This window comes from Nitrosospira sp. Is2, assembly GCF_033095785.1.
Lineage (GTDB): Bacteria > Pseudomonadota > Gammaproteobacteria > Burkholderiales > Nitrosomonadaceae > Nitrosospira.
Window position 1 is genome coordinate 1,272,502 of sequence record NZ_CP137134.1, and the last position, 17,619, is coordinate 1,290,120.

A 17,619-nucleotide genomic window follows, 5' to 3' on the forward strand; every position below is an offset into this window, starting at 1 on the left:
CGCGTACACGCGCTTTTCCAACGCTTCCGCCCTAGCCAACCGTGAAATACGTCATCATCATCAGCGCCGGACTGGGTGCAGTCATGCTTTTTCTACTGGCTAGTGCAGGAGCTGATACCGATCTGTTCGAACGCAAATACAGGCTTCTGATCCGGCTTAATGTCGGCTTCGTGCTGTTTCTGATGGGCGTAGTAGGGTATTTGTTATGGAGACTCAGACGCAGGCTGAATGCGGGCGTATTCGGTTCGAGACTGGCGCTGCGCCTGCTGCTGATCTTTTCACTAATGGCCGTTCTTCCGGGTGCGCTGGTGTATGCCGTATCGGTACAATTTCTAGGGAAAAGTATCGAATCCTGGTTCGATGTCAAGGTCGACCGGGCGCTGGAAGGTGGCCTGAATCTGGGACGCAAAATCCTCGACAACCGTTTGGAGGAATTGCGTTACATGGCCGGGGCTGCGGCCGTGACGCTATCCGCCTCCGATCCGCTAGTGCCGGCGCTCAATAAACTCCTCGAGCAATCACAGGTACAGGAAGCAACGCTGTTCAACCAGGATGGGAGCGTGCTGGCTTCCACGGATGAGAACAGTTCCGGGCGTGTTCCAGAAGCATTAAGCATGGAAACCATGCGTGAAGTTCAAATGGAAAAATTACACAGCTCGGTTGAGTCGATTCCTGACAAGGGTTTGTATTTAAGGGTTCTCGCGTTAATCGATCCGCGGGGCCCGACGGAAAATGCCCACGTCCTGCAACTGCTCCAACAGGTACCTGAACCGCTGGCCGAAGATGCAGAGATCGTGCAGGCTGCGTATCGCGATTACCAGGAATTGCTCCTATCGCGGGAAGGATTGAAAAGCCTTTATGGGGTGACACTCACGCTCGCGCTGCTGCTCTCCCTCTTCTCCGCTTTGGCCGCAGCATTTCTTATCAGCGAGCGTCTAAGCGCGCCTCTGGGTATGCTGGCTGAAGGCACCCGAGCAGTTGCCCAGGGCGACTTCAGCAGACGCCATCCAGTGCGAAGCCGGGATGAATTGGGCGTGTTGACCGAATCATTCAATCTTATGACTCAGCAGTTGGAAGAAGCCCGCATGACTGCACAGCGCAACCAACAGGAGGTGGAAAGTGCGAGAGCTTACCTGGAAAACATATTGGCCAACCTTTCGTCCGGAGTGCTGGTATTTGATAAAGGCCTGCGCATGCGCACCGCGAATTTAAGCGCCGAACAAATCCTGAATGTGTCCTTGTCCGGCCTGAAGGGTCTGACTATCGCCGAGTGCGCAGCGCGCCAACCTCGACTGATATCGTTCATCACGGGGATTCTTGAAGGATTCCGCTCTGAAAATAGGGAGGAATGGCAATGCCAGGTAGAACGCCCACGAGACGGCGTCCACCAAGTCTTGCTGTTGCGGGGGACCCGTCTGCCCCAGGTTTCGGGGGGGGGTGGCGTCGTCGTCTTCGACGATGTCACCAACTTGTTACAGGCTCAGCGCATTGCCGCGTGGGGAGAGGTCGCGCGACGCCTGGCGCACGAAATCAAAAACCCTCTGACTCCGATACAACTCTCCGCCGAACGCGTGCAGCACAAGCTCGCGGGGAGGCTCAGCAAGGAGGATGCGCAAATCCTGAAGCGATCTACTGACACAATTGTTAACCAGGTTGAAGCCCTTAAAAAGATGGTGAATGAGTTCAGCGAGTACGCCCGCGCGCCGGAACTGGAATTTCATTTACTGGATCTCAACGCTTTGGTGCGGGAAGTGCTTGCGCTGTACGAGGCCTCCAGCGCAGTCGTGTCCGACGTTCCACAACCGCATATCGACCTGGCACTGGCTTCAGATTTACCGGCGGTAAGAGGAGACTCCGCGCGTTTGCGGCAAGTTATCCACAATCTCTTGCAGAATGCGCTGGATACGCTTGCAGGCACACTTGATCCAGCAATCATGGTACGAACGGAGATCGTACCGGAAGGGGTGCGGTTCAGCGTAAGTGACAACGGAGGAGGCTTCCCTGAACAAGTCAAAGCGCGAGTGTTCGAGCCCTATGTAACGACGAAAACAAAAGGCACCGGTCTGGGTCTGCCTATCGTCAAGAAAATAGTTGAAGAACATAGTGGTACGATAAAAATTGAAAATATCCGACCCCGCGGCGCACGGATCGCAATTACCCTCCCGGTTTTGATGAGTGAGGGTGTGACGGCCTACCGGGAAGCCAAATGACTTTCCCTGGCCCTAACATCAAACAAGAGATAATCACACATATCGTCAGTGAGACCTGGCTGTTGAAATATGAGTAACAATACAATTCTGGTCGTTGATGATGAGATCGGCATACGTGAGTTGTTGTCGGAAATCCTGCGTGACGAAGGTTATCGGGTCGCGCTGGCGGAGAATGCCGGGCAGGCGCGGAGCTGGCGTAAGCAGGCTCGGCCCGATCTTGTTTTGCTGGATATCTGGATGCCGGACACCGACGGCATCACCCTGCTGAAAGAATGGGCGAGCAGCGGATTGCTCACGATGCCGGTAGTGATGATGTCAGGGCATGGCACCATCGATACGGCGATAGAAGCAACTCGCATGGGTGCATCCGGCTATCTTGAGAAGCCCGTGCCCTTACAGAAGCTGCTGAGCACCGTAGGACGCGCCCTGCGGGGAGGCCAACCGAACCCTCGGATGACGCTTCCTCTCGCCAGTCTGGGCAAGGGGCCCATCATCGCCGACCTGAAAAAAAGACTGGAACAGGTAGTCAACCTTAGAGCTCCCCTCCTGCTCACCAGTGAACCGGGAACCGGTGTGGATGTCTGCGCACGGTTTCTGCACCGGCCCAATACGCCCTGGGTGGAGCCCGATACGCTCACCACTCTCGCGAATGCTCCGTTTGACTTGCTTGAGCAGGCAAAAGGCGGATTGCTTTTCCTCAAGGAAATCGGAGATCTTAACAGGCTGGCTCAAAAGGGATTACTGCTGCTGTTAGGCAAACTGGAAAAGTATAACGTACGACTGGTGTGCGTCACTTCGACCCCGCTGGCGGAGCTCGCCGCGCAAGGCGGTTACGACACGAGGCTTTATGAACTCTTGAGCGGTCTTTGCATAAATGTTCCCGCGTTAAGGGAGCACAGGGAGGATATTCCCGAGCTCGCAACCCAGATACTTTCCCGCGATATCGAGTCGGGCGAAGCTCCTCTGCGGCAATTCAGCACGGCCGCGCTTAATTGCTTACGCAATCACGACTGGCCCGGCAATCTCGCGCAACTCACCGGTATCGTGCATTCGCTCGCATTAACCTGTGCTGGCGACGAGATATCGGCCGATGACGTTAAACAGATACTTGCGTCTTCCTCGCCCCCACAGGCAGTGGGGGGCATCCCGCTCAACCTTCCGTTACGTGAAGCACGTGATATGTTTGAGAAGGCCTACTTTGAACAGCTCATAGACCAGGAAAACGGCAACATGACCCGGGTCGCGGAACGCGCCGGATTGGAACGCACGCATCTTTACCGCAAGCTCAAGCTGTTGGGGCTCAAATTGCGGAGTCACTGAAGAATTAATGACTGTTATCGCGCTGCCATGCATATTTCGCCCGCTTCCACCGAGACTGCCCTAGATTGTCATATTGTCTGACATCGTATCTTAAGCGATAATAGTGGCTTTGCCGACCCGCACCGCTACCCGGGTTAGGGAGCGGTGTTTTTATGTGCCTTATCTGTAGAACAAGGGAGTCCGTGGTCATGGGAACATTTAGAGATTTTGACGCGCCGGTTTTCAAAAACCTTACCAGCGCTATTCGTGCACTGGCCATGGATGCCGTGCAAAAAGCCAATTCGGGTCACCCCGGCATGCCGATGGGTATGGCAGAAATAGCTGAGGTGTTGTGGATTCATCACTTGCGCCACAATCCCGCAAATCCAGAGTGGGCTGACCGCGATCGGTTCGTGCTGTCCAACGGACATGGCTCGATGTTGATCTATGCCTTGCTGCACCTGACGGGCTATGACCTGCCGATGGAGGAGATCAAACGCTTCCGGCAGCTTCACTCCAAAACACCAGGCCATCCGGAGTATGGATACACCCCTGGTGTGGAAACCACTACCGGACCGTTGGGGCAGGGGATTACAAATGCAGTGGGTATGGCGCTTGCGGAAAAAATCCTGGCTACAGAGTTTAACCGCCCCGGCTTTGATATCGTCAACCACTATACTTACGTATTCTTGGGTGATGGCTGTCTGATGGAAGGCATTTCCCATGAAGCCTGCTCTCTGGCGGGTACGCTTGGATTAGGTAAGCTGATCTGCTTTTACGACGACAATGGTATCTCGATAGATGGGCACGTGGAAGGATGGTTTACCGACGACACACCCAAGCGCTTCGAAGCATACGGCTGGCATGTGGTGCCTGATGTCAACGGGCACGATCCGGTAGCAATAGAGGCCGCTATCGAAGCCGCCAAGCAGGCTGGCGACAAACCATCGATGATCTGTTGCAAAACGGTAATCGGCATGGGTTCCCCCAATAAGGCCAATACTCACGAGGTTCATGGCGCGGCGCTGGGCGACCTGGAAATTGCCGCAACGCGGCCCCATATCGGGTGGAATTATCTGCCGTTTGAAATTCCAGCCGACGTTTATGAAATGTGGGACGCCCGTTCCAAAGGCCAAGGGCTGGAGGATGAATGGAACCGCAGGTTTGCTGAGTATTCCGAGAAATATCCCGCCGAGGCAGCCGAGTTCACGCGGCGCATGGGCGGCGACTTGCCGGACGACTGGAGCGAACACGTAGAAGGACTGATCGCCCGGGTAAATGCGAAGGAAGAAACCATTGCCAGCCGCAAGGCCTCGCAAAACGCCATTGAAGGTATTGCCCCGGCATTGCCCGAACTGGTCGGCGGCTCCGCAGATCTGGCCGGGTCCAATCTTACCCTTTGGTCAGGCTCCAAAGGCATAACCCAAAAAAATGGTGGCAACTATATATACTATGGTGTGCGGGAATTCGGCATGAGCGCCATGATGAACGGGATGTCGTTGCATGGCGGCATTATCCCCTACGGGGCGACCTTCCTCATGTTTTCCGAATATGCTCGCAACTCGTTGCGTATGGCGGCGCTGATGAAAATTCGTTGCCTTTTCGTATACACCCACGATTCGATCGGGTTGGGCGAGGACGGCCCCACGCATCAACCCGTAGAGCAGACTGCAACCCTGCGCTATATTCCCAACATGAATGTGTGGCGTCCCTGCGATACGGTCGAGTCGACCGTTGCCTGGGCACGCGCGATTGAACGCAGGGATGGCCCTTCGATTCTGATTTTCAGCCGACAAAACCTTCCTTTCCAGAAACGTGATGCAGCGCTGATCAAGCAGATTGACAAGGGAGGCTACATTCTGTCGGAAGCTGCGGACGGAAAACCCCGGGCAGTCATTATCGCCACCGGATCTGAAGTTGCGTTGGCTATGATGGCGCAAAAAGCGCTCGCGGAGACCGGCATTCAGGTACGCGTTGTGTCCATGCCCTGCACGAATGTGTTCGACAAGCAGGATCAGGAGTATAAGGATAGCGTTTTGCCCAAGGGCATAGGACGCGTTGCGGTGGAGGCAGGTATCACCGATTACTGGCGGAAATATGTGGGGCTTGAAGGCGCGGTTGTCGGGATTGATACATTTGGCGAGTCAGCGCCGGCAGGGGAACTTTTCAAGCACTTCGGCTTCACTGTTGAGAATGTGGTGAAAGCCGTAAATAGCGTACTTTAGGCCAAGCCAAGTGTTAATTTCGACGCGACCGAGCCCTTCCTACGCCTGAGTTTCTTTTTTCTATCCAAGGAGTTTAAAAAAATGACAATCAAAGTCGGTATCAATGGTTTTGGCCGCATCGGACGAATGGTATTCCGTGCGGCGGTACAAAATTTTCCGGACATTGACATCGTCGCTATCAACGATCTGCTCGAGCCCGACTACCTGGCTTACATGCTGCAGCATGATTCCGTGCATGGACGCTTCAAGGGCGACGTCTCGGTGGAGGGAGATACTCTGGTCGTCAATGGAAAGAAAATTCGTCTCACCGCAGTTAAGGACCCCGCTGAACTGAAATGGGGAGAAGTTGGCGCCGACGTTGTCATTGAATCCACCGGCCTTTTTCTCACCAAGGAAAGCTGCCAGAAGCACATCGCGGCCGGCGCGAAGAAAGTCATCATGTCGGCTCCCTCGAAAGATGACACGCCCATGTTCGTGTATGGCGTAAACGATAAAACATATGACGGGGAACCCATTATTTCCAATGCTTCGTGCACCACTAACTGCCTGGCCCCCATCGCCAAGGTGTTAAACGATGCCTTTGGCATCAAGCGCGGATTAATGACGACGGTTCATGCGGCGACCGCCACCCAGAAAACTGTCGATGGGCCATCGAACAAGGACTGGCGCGGAGGACGTGGTATCCTCGAGAATATCATTCCGTCATCGACCGGCGCGGCGAAAGCCGTGGGCAAGGTTATCCCTGAATTGAACACCAAACTCACCGGTATGGCTTTCCGCGTGCCGACTTCGGATGTTTCGGTGGTGGACCTCACCGTTGAGCTGAATAAGGATGCCAGTTACGAAGACATCTGTGCAGCGATGAAGAAGGCCTCGGAAGGGCCGATGAAGGGAATACTCGGATACACCGATGAGAAGGTCGTTTCTACGGATTTCCGTGGGGACAGCTGTACTTCCATCTTCGATGCGGAGGCGGGTATGGCCTTGGACGACAGCTTCGTTAAAGTCGTGTCCTGGTACGATAACGAGTGGGGCTATTCCAGCAAGATTTTGGAAATGGCCCGGGTTGTCTCAGCTAAATAATCCGTCCGAAACGAAGGGCAGGGATTGAAGTAATTCTCACCAATCCCTCCCCACGCCTCTATTCCTTCGATAGGAAGGAAAGTCCATAGTCATCCTTATACCATCCCAAATCTGGAGTCATCAGTGTCCGTCATAAAAGTCACCGACCTCGATCTTAAGGGCAAGCGCGTTTTTATTCGAGCCGATCTAAACGTACCCGTAAAGGAGGGCAAGGTAACCTCCGACGCGCGTATTGCAGCTTCCATGGCGACCATCAACTATTGCCTTCAGCAGGGGGCCAAAGTGATGGTCACCTCACACCTGGGCCGCCCCGAAGAGGGCGTATGGTCTGAAGAAAATTCCCTCAAGCCGGTTGCCGACAACATCGCTGCCCGCCTAGGCAAGCCCGTACGTTTAATCAAGGATTGGGTAGAAGATGATTTCGAAATAGCGGATGGCGAACTGGTGGTCCTGGAAAACTGCCGCATCAATAAGGGCGAGAAAAAAAATCTCGATGAGACTGCGCGAAAATATGCCCAGCTATGCGACGTGTTCGTAATGGATGCCTTCGGAACCGCGCACCGCGCCGAAGCGTCGACCTACGGCATCGCCAAATATGCCCCCGTTGCCTGTGCCGGAATTCTCCTGACAGAAGAGCTCGAAGCCCTCACCAAAGCCCTCCTGAACCCTGCGCGGCCCATGATAGCGATCGTGGGGGGTTCGAAGGTCTCGACAAAGCTCACAGTATTGGAGTCGCTTTCGGAGAAGGTAGATCAACTGGTGGTAGGGGGGGGCATAGCGAATACGTTCCTCAACGCTGCGGGAAAGAACGTGGGAAAATCGTTATGCGAAGACGATCTCGTCCCAACCGCAAAAATGCTTATGGATAAGATGGCGAAACGCGATGCCAGGATACCAATCGCAGTGGACGTCGTGGTCGGAAAGAAATTTGATGCGAACGAACCAGCAATATTGAAAGATGCGGATTCCGTGTCCGATGACGAAATGATTTTTGACATCGGCCCGAAAAGTGCGCAAGAGTTGGCCGACATCATCATGAAAGCCGGTACGGTTGTGTGGAATGGGCCGGTTGGGGTATTTGAGTTCGATCAGTTCGGCGCGGGAACGCGCACGGTTGCCATGGCGATTGCGGAAACCAAGGCGTTCACCCTCGCTGGTGGCGGCGACACCATCGCTGCGATTCAGAAGTACGATATCTATGACAAGGTATCTTATATATCGACTGCCGGGGGCGCATTTTTGGAATTTCTGGAAGGAAAGAAGCTGCCTGCTGTGGAGATACTCGAACAGCGGGCTGGTGAGAAGCGCAGCTGACGGCTGCGTGTCCACTGCCCTCCTATAAAATATGATTCGAAGAACAAAAATAGTCGCAACACTTGGCCCCGCATGCAAGGATCCCAAGGTTCTTGAGCGAATGATTAATGCCGGGGTCGACGTCGTCCGTATCAATTTTTCTCACGGCACACGGGAAGAACACATCGAATATGCTGAATTGACCCGATCCCTGGCACGGGCCGCAGGTCATGCCGTAGGTGTGCTCGCAGATTTGCAGGGCCCAAAAATCCGTATCGGCAAATTTGAATCCGGCAAGATTTTTCTAAAGACCGGCGATAAATTCATACTGGACGCCGAGTGTGCCTTGGGTGATCAGCAACGGGTAGGGCTGGATTATAAGGAGCTGCCGAACGATGTAGAAACCGGCGCCACACTGATGCTGGACGATGGCCGTATCGTACTCGGTGTTTCAGAGGTTGTGGGAGGCCAAGTATATTGCGTGGTTGAGCAAGGCGGTATCTTGTCCAACAATAAGGGTATCAACCGCAAGGGCGGCGGACTTACCGCGCCTGCCCTTACCGGCAAGGATGTGGAAGATATCAAAACTGCAGCAGCGCTTAAAGCCGACTATCTCGCCGTATCGTTCCCCCGCTCAGGTGACGACATGCGCTGGGCGCGGGACGTAATGCGGGACGCGGGTGGCAAGAGCCTGCTGATGGCGAAGATCGAGAGATCGGAGGCGATTCTTGCGCTGGATGATATATTGTTGGCTTCCGACGCTATCATGGTGGCGCGTGGAGATCTTGCTGTGGAAGTAGGTGACGCGGTCGTGCCTGCGCTACAGAAGCGCATGATCCGAACCGCTCGCGCCAACAATAAACTGGTGGTGACTGCCACGCAAATGATGGAATCAATGGTCAGCAGTCCGATTCCAACCCGCGCAGAAGTATCCGATGTAGCGAACGCGGTGCTGGATGGTACCGACGCAGTAATGCTTTCAGCCGAATCCGCGTCGGGACAGTACCCCGTAGAAGCGGTTGCAGCTATGGCTAGAGTCTGCCTGGAAGCAGAAAAGGAGTATCTGGTAAGCGGCGAAAACCGCCGGCTGCAGGGGGAGCTTCCAGAAACTATAGAAGAGGCCATCGCCCGCGCCACCATGTTCACCGCAGGTGGCTTGAAAATCCGCGCAATCGCGGCGCTTACGCAGAGCGGAAGAACGGTATTATTAATGTCGCGCAGAAGTTCGAATGTTCCTATATTCGCTCTCAGCCCGCAAGAAGATACTCGCCGTAAGATGACATTGTTCCGGGGCGTCTACCCGGTAAAGTTCGGTGGCGGCTCGAACGATCCTGAAATCATATTGAACCATGCTGAAAACGAACTGCTCAAGCGTGGCGTGGTACGGAACGGTGACCTGATCCTCATGACCATTGGCGAGCCAGTGGGGAAGGCGGGAGGAACCAATACCATGAAAATTGTCAAGGTAGGCGAGTACCGAAAGGCGTGAGGGAATAAGCAGAAGGCGGCGTATCGATTCCTGCCTTAATCACGGACAGTTCACCGTTTACGATTTACCATACACTGATTCTAACCTGAAGGAGGCTCTAATGGCACTCGTATCACTGCGTCAACTTTTGGATCATGCAGCGGAAAACGCCTATGGTCTGCCCGCTTTCAACGTCAATAACCTTGAGCAGATCCAGGCTATCATGCAAGCAGCCGATGAATGTGACAGCCCGGTGATCATGCAAGGTTCCGCTGGCGCGCGAAAGTATGCCGGTGAGGCTTTCTTACGCCACCTTATCGCCGCGGCGGTGGAGGCTTATCCGCATATTCCCATCGTCATGCATCAGGACCACGGCGCGTCCCCGGCGGTATGCATCAACGCCATTCGGAGCGGATTTTCAAGTGTAATGATGGACGGCTCACTGATGTCGGATGCCAAGACGCCATCTTCTTACGAATATAACGTCGAAGTTACAGCCAAGGTAGTAGACATGGCCCATGCTGTCGGGGTCTCCGTCGAAGGCGAGCTGGGCTGCCTGGGCTCGCTTGAGTCCGGAATGGGAGAAGCTGAAGACGGTCACGGAGCCGAGGGCAAGCTGTCTCATGACCAACTGCTGACCGATCCGGAGCAGGCCGCCGACTTCGTCAAGCAAACGGGGGTGGATGCATTGGCCATTGCCATCGGAACCTCGCATGGAGCGTATAAATTCACGCGCAAGCCCACTGGCGATATTCTCGCAATCCAGCGCGTCAAGGAAATTCACCAGCGCATTCCCAACACTCACCTCGTTATGCATGGGTCCAGTTCAGTACCACAAGATTGGCTCGATATCATCCGCGAGTATGGCGGGGATATGAAAGAGACTTACGGGGTTCCAGTAGAGGAAATTCAGGAAGGCATTAAGCACGGCGTCCGTAAAATAAATATCGATACCGATATCCGCCTTGCGATGACTGGCGCAATCCGCCGCCATCTTGCCAAAAACAAAAGCGAATTCGATCCGCGCAAATATTTCAAGGATGCAACTGCAGCGGCAAAAGATATTTGCAAGGCCCGCTTTGAAGCATTTGGATGCGCAGGGCAGGCCGGCAAGATCAAAGCGATCTCGCTTGAGAACATGGCGACCAAATATACCAAGGGTGAGCTGAAAGCCGTTATTAAATAGTTAAGAAGAAAAACCGAGCTGGTCCAGACAGGCTATGCCTGTTGTGGACCAGCAACTAAGGGGATTAAAGTCAGGGTTGATTGATTTTTTTGAGAAAATCCGGTCGTCAACTCCGTCTCATTCTATAAAGCCTTCTCGCTCGATTGGGCTAGGGGACCGCACCTGCCGGTCCGTGGTGCGGAGAGTTGCTCAACCAAACATCGTGGCTAAGCACATTTCCGTATGCAGCCAGTTATTGCCAGAATGGATCAGTCTTGTAAAAAGATTTCCATGCACGACCCAGCTCCCGCTTTTTTTTCAGCGCTAGGCACGCGCCCCAGCCGAGTGTGACACCAATCGCTTGCTGCACAGCAAGGTCATCTTCGCAACCCGGCAGTTCCCCGAGCAAGCGTTCCATGGTGGCGACATCGTTCATTTTTCCAAGAATATCCTGGAGCTTGGTTAGCGACTGACTATAACACCGGGGCGCTTCGTCGGGATATAGTCCGACGAAAAACTCTATTGCGTACCGCTGCTTCTTGATCGCGATACGCAGCCGATGCAATTCTCTAACGCCGGAACCCTTCAGTTTTCTACCGTGTTTCTTCAATTTGTCATGACGGCGGGTCAGCAGTTCCCCCGCAAATTCTTCTAAGCTTTTTTCACGACTATCACTTTCCAACTCGTCCCGTAAATGAGAGCCCGCCAAGGATGATCCCGACTCTGCGCTTATCCGCTCGCCCAGCTTCAACATCATTTTTATGTACCGTTTTGACTCCACTGCGCCGCGCCCGAGGCTGGCATAATGCAAACGTCGTTGCTCGCATTGGTCCCGTAGCGCCAACATGCCAGAGTGTTGTGGAAACGCGCTCAAAATAAGAGGTAATGTTTCAGTTACGAAAACGTCCCAATCCCGGGCGGAGCCGATTTGCCGTGCAAGCCATCTCAACTCCCGCGCTATAGAATTAGAGTCGGTTGCGAATAGCGGAGAAAAAATACTCAAGGCTGAACGCTGCCTCCGAACGGCAACACGCATCTGGTGCAAGTATTCAACATCCCGACCTTCGAGCATACCAGACTCATTACTAAGTAAATGATTGAGACAGCTCGCTGTGATGGCGCCAAACGCACTGCCTAAGCTCATTCCGGGACGCAGATTCACAGGTGATGCCTTTTGGGGTAGCCATTCGGAACCGGCGGCAAGCGCATACCCCCGCTCCGCCTTGCTCCTATTCTCGAGCCTGAAGGGAATAACAGCGAGCAAGTCCACGGCGAGCTGGAACAATGAAGCGGAACTGCCCGATTTTAGTTCCAGTTCAATTTCTGAAAAGGATATGCTTGCATCGCCAGCCGTAATTGTCCCGCGATCGAGACAGAACTCTACCTCGCCGCTGGCAAGCCGCAAAATGCGTTTGCTACGGTTGAACTCGGTAGTAAATATAGGATGCAAACTCTCGCGCAGCCTGGCGTTATCAAACAAGCTGAGGACTGCAGGATCGGAAATTTTGGTGAGATCGGGTCGCGCGTGCAGTACGGGGACCTCCCATTCATATCGCTGGTGCAATCCGGCCGTGGCCTCACCCTTCCCTTTGATGGTCTGCACCCAGCGCTTACCGTCACGGCGCAGGCGCAGTGCAATATCCTTAAGCCTGAGGTCATGGCTACCGGTATCGTAGTAAACGCTGTAGAGTTTTTGGTTAACAGCGGGAGAGATACTCAGGGACTTTATTAACCGCCTACGCTGCAAGCGACTGACATCGGCCGCACGCACCCGCAATTTAAGCTCGATTTCGGTGTACATGGCTCCTGTATTACTAGAAATCTCGAAGGCATTCGGCCCGCCGTTCAATACCGCTCGCCGAATTCGAAGGCTGGCACGTTTATCGTGCACCTCGCCTCGGTGTGCAAACGGAGTGCTCCTAGAGGAAGATAAAAGTCGCCAGCTGATCAAGCGTGACGTTGCGTGTCCTGCGTCGTCCTGCTGCCTCAGCCTTATTTCGCGGCCGCCAGTTCCGTAAGCAATGCCTCCTGTGCGCACAGTTTCTGCCCTTTGCGGCCGGTTTTGAGATGGTAGTTACCTTCGCCGTCCATTTCCCATGCCTGCGTGTTGTCCTTGAGATATACGTTAAGGCCCTCTGTAAGGACTCGCTTTTTCAATTTCGGCTCCAGAACCGGAAAACATATCTCTATTCGGCGAAAGAAGTTCCGATCCATCCAGTCCGCGCTGGAAAGGTATATGGCGTGTGTTCCATCACCTCGAAAGTAAAAAATCCTGCTATGTTCGAGAAAGCGCCCTATTATCGAACGCACTCGGATATTTTCCGACAATCCTTTGACGCCCGGACGTAGTGCGCACACTCCACGAACGATAAGGTCGATCTTAACCCCCGCTCCTGAGGCGGCGTAAAGCGCCTTGATGATCTGCGGCTCAAGCAGCGCATTCATTTTTGCAATAACGCGAGCGGGTTTCCCCGAGTTGGCGCACTGAACTTCACGATTGATTGCTGCGAGTATCTGGCTGTGGAAGCTGAACGGCGATTGCCATAGATGTTTTAACTTTCCCGCCTTCCCGAGGCCCGTCAGTTGCATGAATACTTCGTTCACGTCGGCGCAGATTTCCTCATGGCAGGTAAAGAGTCCGAAATCCGTGTAGAGCCGGGCGGTACTCGCATGATAATTACCCGTTCCCAAATGGACGTAACGCCGCAGCTTGCCCTCTTCACGCCGCACCACCATTGACATCTTGGCATGAGTCTTAAGCGCGACCACACCATATACTACGTGCGCTCCGACCTCCTCCAGGCGGCCCGCCCAATTGATATTGGCCTCCTCATCGAAACGAGCCAGAAGCTCCACCACGACGGTCACCTCTTTGCCACTACTCGCCGCAGCGATAAGCGCCGCCATTACCAGGGAATCAGTTCCCGTTCGGTATACTGTCTGCTTGATGGCAACTACGTCGGGGTCGGTTGCAGCCTGCTGGAGAAAATGAATAACCGGCTGAAATGATTGAAAAGGATGATGCAACAGAATATCGTTCCTTCGTATCATCTGGAAAATATCCGCTGCTTTTTTCTTTTGCAGCGTTACCGGCAGGCCAGGAATGAAGGGCCGAAACTTCAAGGCGGGTCGTGCGATACGGTCAGGCACCTGCATCAGCCGCACCAGGTTTACCGGTCCTTCTACCTGGTAGAAGTCGTCTCGAGAAAGATCAAGTTGTTCCAGTAAAAAATCTGACATGTGCTGAGGACAATTGTCCGCCACTTCCAGCCGTACCGCGTTGCCTAGATGTCGTTGAGGCAACTCGCCCTGGAGAGCGATCCGCAAGTTTTTTACCTCTTCCTCATCCACAAACAAATCGCTGTTGCGCGTCGCGCGGAATTGGTAGCAGCCCAGCACACTCATACCGGAAAATAGCTCCCCTACGTGGGCGTGCAAGATCGACGATAGGAACACGAAGTTATATTCGGAGGTGCTGATTTCGCCGGGAAGCTGAATTACGCGTGGTAACACCCGCGGCGCCTGAACGATGGCTGTTCCGGAACTGCGCCCGAAAGCGTCCTTGCCTTCCAGTTCAACCGCGAAATTCAAGCTTTTGTTAAGCACTCGCGGAAAAGGATGTGAAATATCAAGACCTATAGGAGTAAGTACCGGCATCAGTTCCCGAAAGAAATAGGCCTTGATCCACTCGCGTTGAACGTCATTCCAGGCGGAACGGCGGAGAAAATGGATGCCCTCGCTTGCGAGCCCAGGCAGAATTTCCTGGTTCAATAATTGATACTGGCGCGCGACCAGTTCATGCGTCTGCTCGGATACCAACTTGAACACCTGATGCGGCACCATGCCGTCAGGTCCAAATCCGGGCGTATCCAGCTTCATCTGCTCTTTCAGGCCCGCAACGCGTATCTCGAAAAACTCATCGAAATTACTGCTGACGATGCAGAGAAACTTCAGGCGTTCCAGCGACGGAGTGGCTTTATTCTCCGCCTGTGCAAGAACTCGCCGGTTGAAGGCTATCTGACCTAACTCCCGATTAAGAAACTCGGTGCCAGCTGAGGCATTTGTCATCGGGATAATAATCACCGCTTAGACAACGTTGACGAAAGGGGCGAAACGCCGTGCTTTTCTTTTTCTTTGTAATACTTCACGTCGCGGGTGGCACATAGCCCAGCGGCTGCTCTGCTCCACTCCCGAAGAAATACGCCTCTAGCTGTTCGGCCAAGTATTTTCGAGCCTTAATATCTGAGAGGTTCAGGCGGTTTTCGTTAACTAGCATCGTCTGATGCTGAATCCAGCCAGCCCACGCTTCCTTGGAGACGTTGTCGAAAATACGTTTCCCCAATTCGCCCGGATAAGGTTGAAAATCCAGTCCTTCCATTTCCCTCCCCAATTTGATGCATTTTACCAATCTCGCCATTAGATTTTCTCCAAATGGATAGCGAATGAAATTCAATCTAAGGGTGGAGCCTCTTAAGCTGCGGCGGGACCAAGGGGTGAGCGTAAGCTCACCGTAGCCCCGCCTCCGTGTTCCGGTATTTCCACAACAGCTAAAGCTGCTTAACGAACACCTTCGAACGCCGCTGATAATTGTATAGCCCCTGCTTTGCTCTCGGTAATTCGCCTACCCCGGTTTCAACAAATCCGCGTTCAACAAACCAATGGGCGGTTCGAGTTGTCAACACGAACAGTTTCTTGCTCCCTAACGATCTTGCTTTACCCTCGATGTTTTTGAGCAACGCGTCGCCGCACCCCGCGCTGCGATAATCGGAATGAACCGTAAGGCACGCAAGTTCGGTCGCATTGTCGTCAGGAAAGGGATAGAGGGCCGCGCAACCGATTATTATGCAATCGTGCTCGACTACCACAAAGCGTGCAATTTCCATTTCCAGCAATTCACGATTACGGCGCACCAAGGTTCCATCGGCTTCGAGCGGTTCTATCAATTGCAGTATCGCGCCGACATCCTCTATCCTTGCGTCTCTTAAATTCTGGAGGGGACCCTCCGATATCATGGTTCCAATACCGCTGTGAGTGAATAACTCCAGCAGCATTGCGCCGTCCACGTGGCGACTGATGAGGTGAACACGCGATACGCCGCGCTCACAAGCTTGCAAAGCAAAGGGCAGGTACAGTTGAACGTCCTCGGAGAGCCTGGCACCCTGGCTCGCTGATTCGCGAAGCAGCGCTTTGCCTTCGGCCACAGTCAACTCGCGCAACAGTACCGCCTCGGAGCACTCGGAATTTCTTTTTTCAATTCCCTCGGGATCCATCAAAAAGATGAGTTTTTCCGCTTTGAGCGCGATGGCGGTTTCGGCGGCCACATTTTCCAGAGTCAAATTAAAAATTTCGCCGGTCGGTGAATAGCCTAGCGGGGAAAGCAGCGCGACTTCGCCTTGCTCCAGCCGCGCCCGGATCGCCGCGGTATCTACTTTGCGGACCTCCCCGGTATGCATCAGGTCGATACCCTCGATAATCCCGACCGGGCGGGCGGTGACAAAGTTTCCGCTGGCCACACGAATAGCAGCATTCGCCATGGGTGAATTGGGCAATCCCATTGACAGCAAGGCCTCAATTTCGACCCGAACGCGTCCTATTGATTCTTTTACGCATTGCAGCGTATCCGCGTCGGTGACTCGCATTCCTCTGATATAAATCGTCTGGAGACTGCGTTCGCCTAGTCGGGATTCAATTTGCGGACGCGCACCATGTACCAGCACTAGTCGCACCCCCAGGCTCGCCAGCGAATTGAGGTCGTGAACGAGCTCGACAAATTTTCCGTCGGCGACCACTTCGCCGCCGAAGGCAACTACAAATGTTTTGTTGCGGAACGAATTGACGTAAGGCGCTACTGAGCGGAACCACGTAACGAAGTCATTATCGAATCTCACAGTTATACCTTAGACAGACCAGTTGAACTACCCCTCTAAATCTCGCACCGCTTATCGTTCAAGTTACAGCGCGCAGAATCAGTAATCCCCCCATAGCGCTTGCATTGCAGCAACTGCCGCTAGTGCCGCACTTTCGGCGCGGAGAATGCGCGGACCGAGCCTCAACGGAAGAAACCCGGCGAGGACGGCAGCTGCCTCTTCTTCCGGGGCAAAGCCACCCTCCGGCCCCACTAGCAGCGTGATAGCGGTCACTCGAGACGTAAGGGAATAATAACGCAAGCCTTCCTTTGCTGCAGGGGAAAGCACGAAATATGAATCCACAGGTGGGTCACCAGCCAGATTCGTAGGGGAAATGATTTGCTGGCCAAGCCAGTTTTGCAGCCGCGCGGGTTGCGAAACCTCGGGAATACGGTTTCTCCCGCACTGTTCACAGGCGGAGATAACAACCTTCCGAAGGTGGTCCAGTCGCTTTTCGCCCCGCTCGACCGAAAGCCTGACGATGCTTCGTTTTGTTGCCAAAGGCTGAATACGGTTTACGCCCAGCTCCACCGCTTTCTGCACAATCCAGTCCATCTTTTCGCTCCCACAAATGGCCTGAGCGAGCGTAATCGAAAGCTGCGACTCACGCTCAATAGCCAGATGCTTTTCGGCTACAACTGTGGCGCTGTTCCTGCCGATACGAGTAATAACTGACCGGAACTCTCCCCCACGACCATTGAATAATATCAGTCCGGCTCCATGTTCGAGCCGCAGCACGCGTGCGGCGTGATGCCCAATGCTCTCCGGCAGATCGATGGTCTGACCAGGGGAGATCTCGACAGGGCAGTAGAAGCGAGGGAGCGTCATAAATTATCGGAGTATGCGGGGAGAAATGATTGCTCCACTCCCGTGATAATATTGCTGTTTCAACAATGTCAGCCACGTTGAGAACTAGAGAGCTTATCAATTATATCCGGCGGCGCACCTAAATTGTTTGTCATTCGATCAG

Annotated in this window: 12 protein-coding genes; 7 read left to right on the forward strand and 5 right to left on the reverse strand. The window is 53.8% G+C overall.

Features of this window, described 5'->3' with window-relative positions:
* The first annotated feature begins 41 nt into the window (after positions 1-41).
* From R5L00_RS05585 to fba, 7 genes are all read left to right on the forward strand, one after another.
* Positions 42-2,210, forward strand: a complete 2,169-nt coding sequence (locus tag R5L00_RS05585) for a sensor histidine kinase (protein ID WP_107693680.1) — start codon at positions 42-44, stop codon at positions 2,208-2,210.
* 69 nt (positions 2,211-2,279) lie between these two features.
* Entirely contained in the window at positions 2,280-3,530 is a 1,251-nt protein-coding gene (locus R5L00_RS05590; protein WP_107693679.1) for a sigma-54-dependent transcriptional regulator, read from the forward strand.
* 188 nt (positions 3,531-3,718) lie between these two features.
* Positions 3,719-5,734, forward strand: a complete 2,016-nt coding sequence (tkt, locus tag R5L00_RS05595) for a transketolase (protein ID WP_317653708.1) — start codon at positions 3,719-3,721, stop codon at positions 5,732-5,734.
* A gap of 81 nt (positions 5,735-5,815) precedes the next feature.
* Positions 5,816-6,817 (forward strand): type I glyceraldehyde-3-phosphate dehydrogenase, encoded by a 1,002-nt coding sequence (gene gap, locus R5L00_RS05600; RefSeq protein WP_107693677.1) that lies wholly within the window; start codon positions 5,816-5,818, stop codon positions 6,815-6,817.
* A gap of 123 nt (positions 6,818-6,940) precedes the next feature.
* On the forward strand, positions 6,941-8,131 hold the full coding sequence (locus R5L00_RS05605) for a phosphoglycerate kinase (protein ID WP_317653709.1): 1,191 nt from the start codon (positions 6,941-6,943) through the stop codon (positions 8,129-8,131).
* A 31-nt stretch (positions 8,132-8,162) separates the two neighbouring features.
* The gene (pyk, locus tag R5L00_RS05610; protein ID WP_317653710.1) at positions 8,163-9,599 is read left to right on the forward strand and encodes a pyruvate kinase; all 1,437 of its coding nucleotides are present in this window, start codon (positions 8,163-8,165) and stop codon (positions 9,597-9,599) included.
* Between the two features lie 100 nt (positions 9,600-9,699).
* Positions 9,700-10,764: a class II fructose-bisphosphate aldolase gene (gene fba / locus R5L00_RS05615; protein ID WP_107693674.1), complete on the forward strand. Its 1,065-nt coding sequence runs from the start codon at positions 9,700-9,702 to the stop codon at positions 10,762-10,764.
* 232 nt (positions 10,765-10,996) lie between these two features.
* Here fba and R5L00_RS05620 read toward each other — a convergent pair whose 3' ends face one another.
* From R5L00_RS05620 to R5L00_RS05640, 5 genes are all read right to left on the reverse strand, one after another.
* Positions 10,997-12,544 carry a CHAD domain-containing protein gene (locus R5L00_RS05620; protein WP_317653711.1) on the reverse strand — a complete coding sequence of 516 codons (1,548 nt, stop codon included), beginning with the start codon at positions 12,542-12,544 and terminating at the stop codon, positions 10,997-10,999.
* A 191-nt stretch (positions 12,545-12,735) separates the two neighbouring features.
* Positions 12,736-14,811 (reverse strand): polyphosphate kinase 1, encoded by a 2,076-nt coding sequence (ppk1, locus tag R5L00_RS05625; protein WP_317653712.1) that lies wholly within the window; start codon positions 14,809-14,811, stop codon positions 12,736-12,738.
* Positions 14,812-14,887: 76 nt separating this feature from the next.
* Positions 14,888-15,160, reverse strand: a complete 273-nt coding sequence (locus R5L00_RS05630) for an oxidative damage protection protein (protein WP_107693671.1) — start codon at positions 15,158-15,160, stop codon at positions 14,888-14,890.
* Between the two features lie 130 nt (positions 15,161-15,290).
* The gene (gene argA, locus R5L00_RS05635) at positions 15,291-16,631 is read right to left on the reverse strand and encodes an amino-acid N-acetyltransferase (protein ID WP_317653713.1); all 1,341 of its coding nucleotides are present in this window, start codon (positions 16,629-16,631) and stop codon (positions 15,291-15,293) included.
* Positions 16,632-16,709: 78 nt separating this feature from the next.
* Positions 16,710-17,477, reverse strand: a complete 768-nt coding sequence (locus R5L00_RS05640; protein ID WP_317653714.1) for a 16S rRNA (uracil(1498)-N(3))-methyltransferase — start codon at positions 17,475-17,477, stop codon at positions 16,710-16,712.
* Positions 17,478-17,619 lie beyond the last annotated feature (142 nt).

Coding starts and splice junctions, on each gene's coding strand:
- R5L00_RS05620 (WP_317653711.1), bottom strand. CDS start 12,544: ATGTACACCGAAATCGAGCTTAAATTGCGGGTGCGTGCGGCCGATGTC.
- fba (WP_107693674.1), top strand. CDS start 9,700: ATGGCACTCGTATCACTGCGTCAACTTTTGGATCATGCAGCGGAAAAC.
- R5L00_RS05590 (WP_107693679.1), top strand. CDS start 2,280: ATGAGTAACAATACAATTCTGGTCGTTGATGATGAGATCGGCATACGT.
- pyk (WP_317653710.1), top strand. CDS start 8,163: ATGATTCGAAGAACAAAAATAGTCGCAACACTTGGCCCCGCATGCAAG.
- gap (WP_107693677.1), top strand. CDS start 5,816: ATGACAATCAAAGTCGGTATCAATGGTTTTGGCCGCATCGGACGAATG.
- R5L00_RS05640 (WP_317653714.1), bottom strand. CDS start 17,477: ATGACGCTCCCTCGCTTCTACTGCCCTGTCGAGATCTCCCCTGGTCAG.
- tkt (WP_317653708.1), top strand. CDS start 3,719: ATGGGAACATTTAGAGATTTTGACGCGCCGGTTTTCAAAAACCTTACC.
- ppk1 (WP_317653712.1), bottom strand. CDS start 14,811: ATGACAAATGCCTCAGCTGGCACCGAGTTTCTTAATCGGGAGTTAGGT.
- R5L00_RS05630 (WP_107693671.1), bottom strand. CDS start 15,160: ATGGCGAGATTGGTAAAATGCATCAAATTGGGGAGGGAAATGGAAGGA.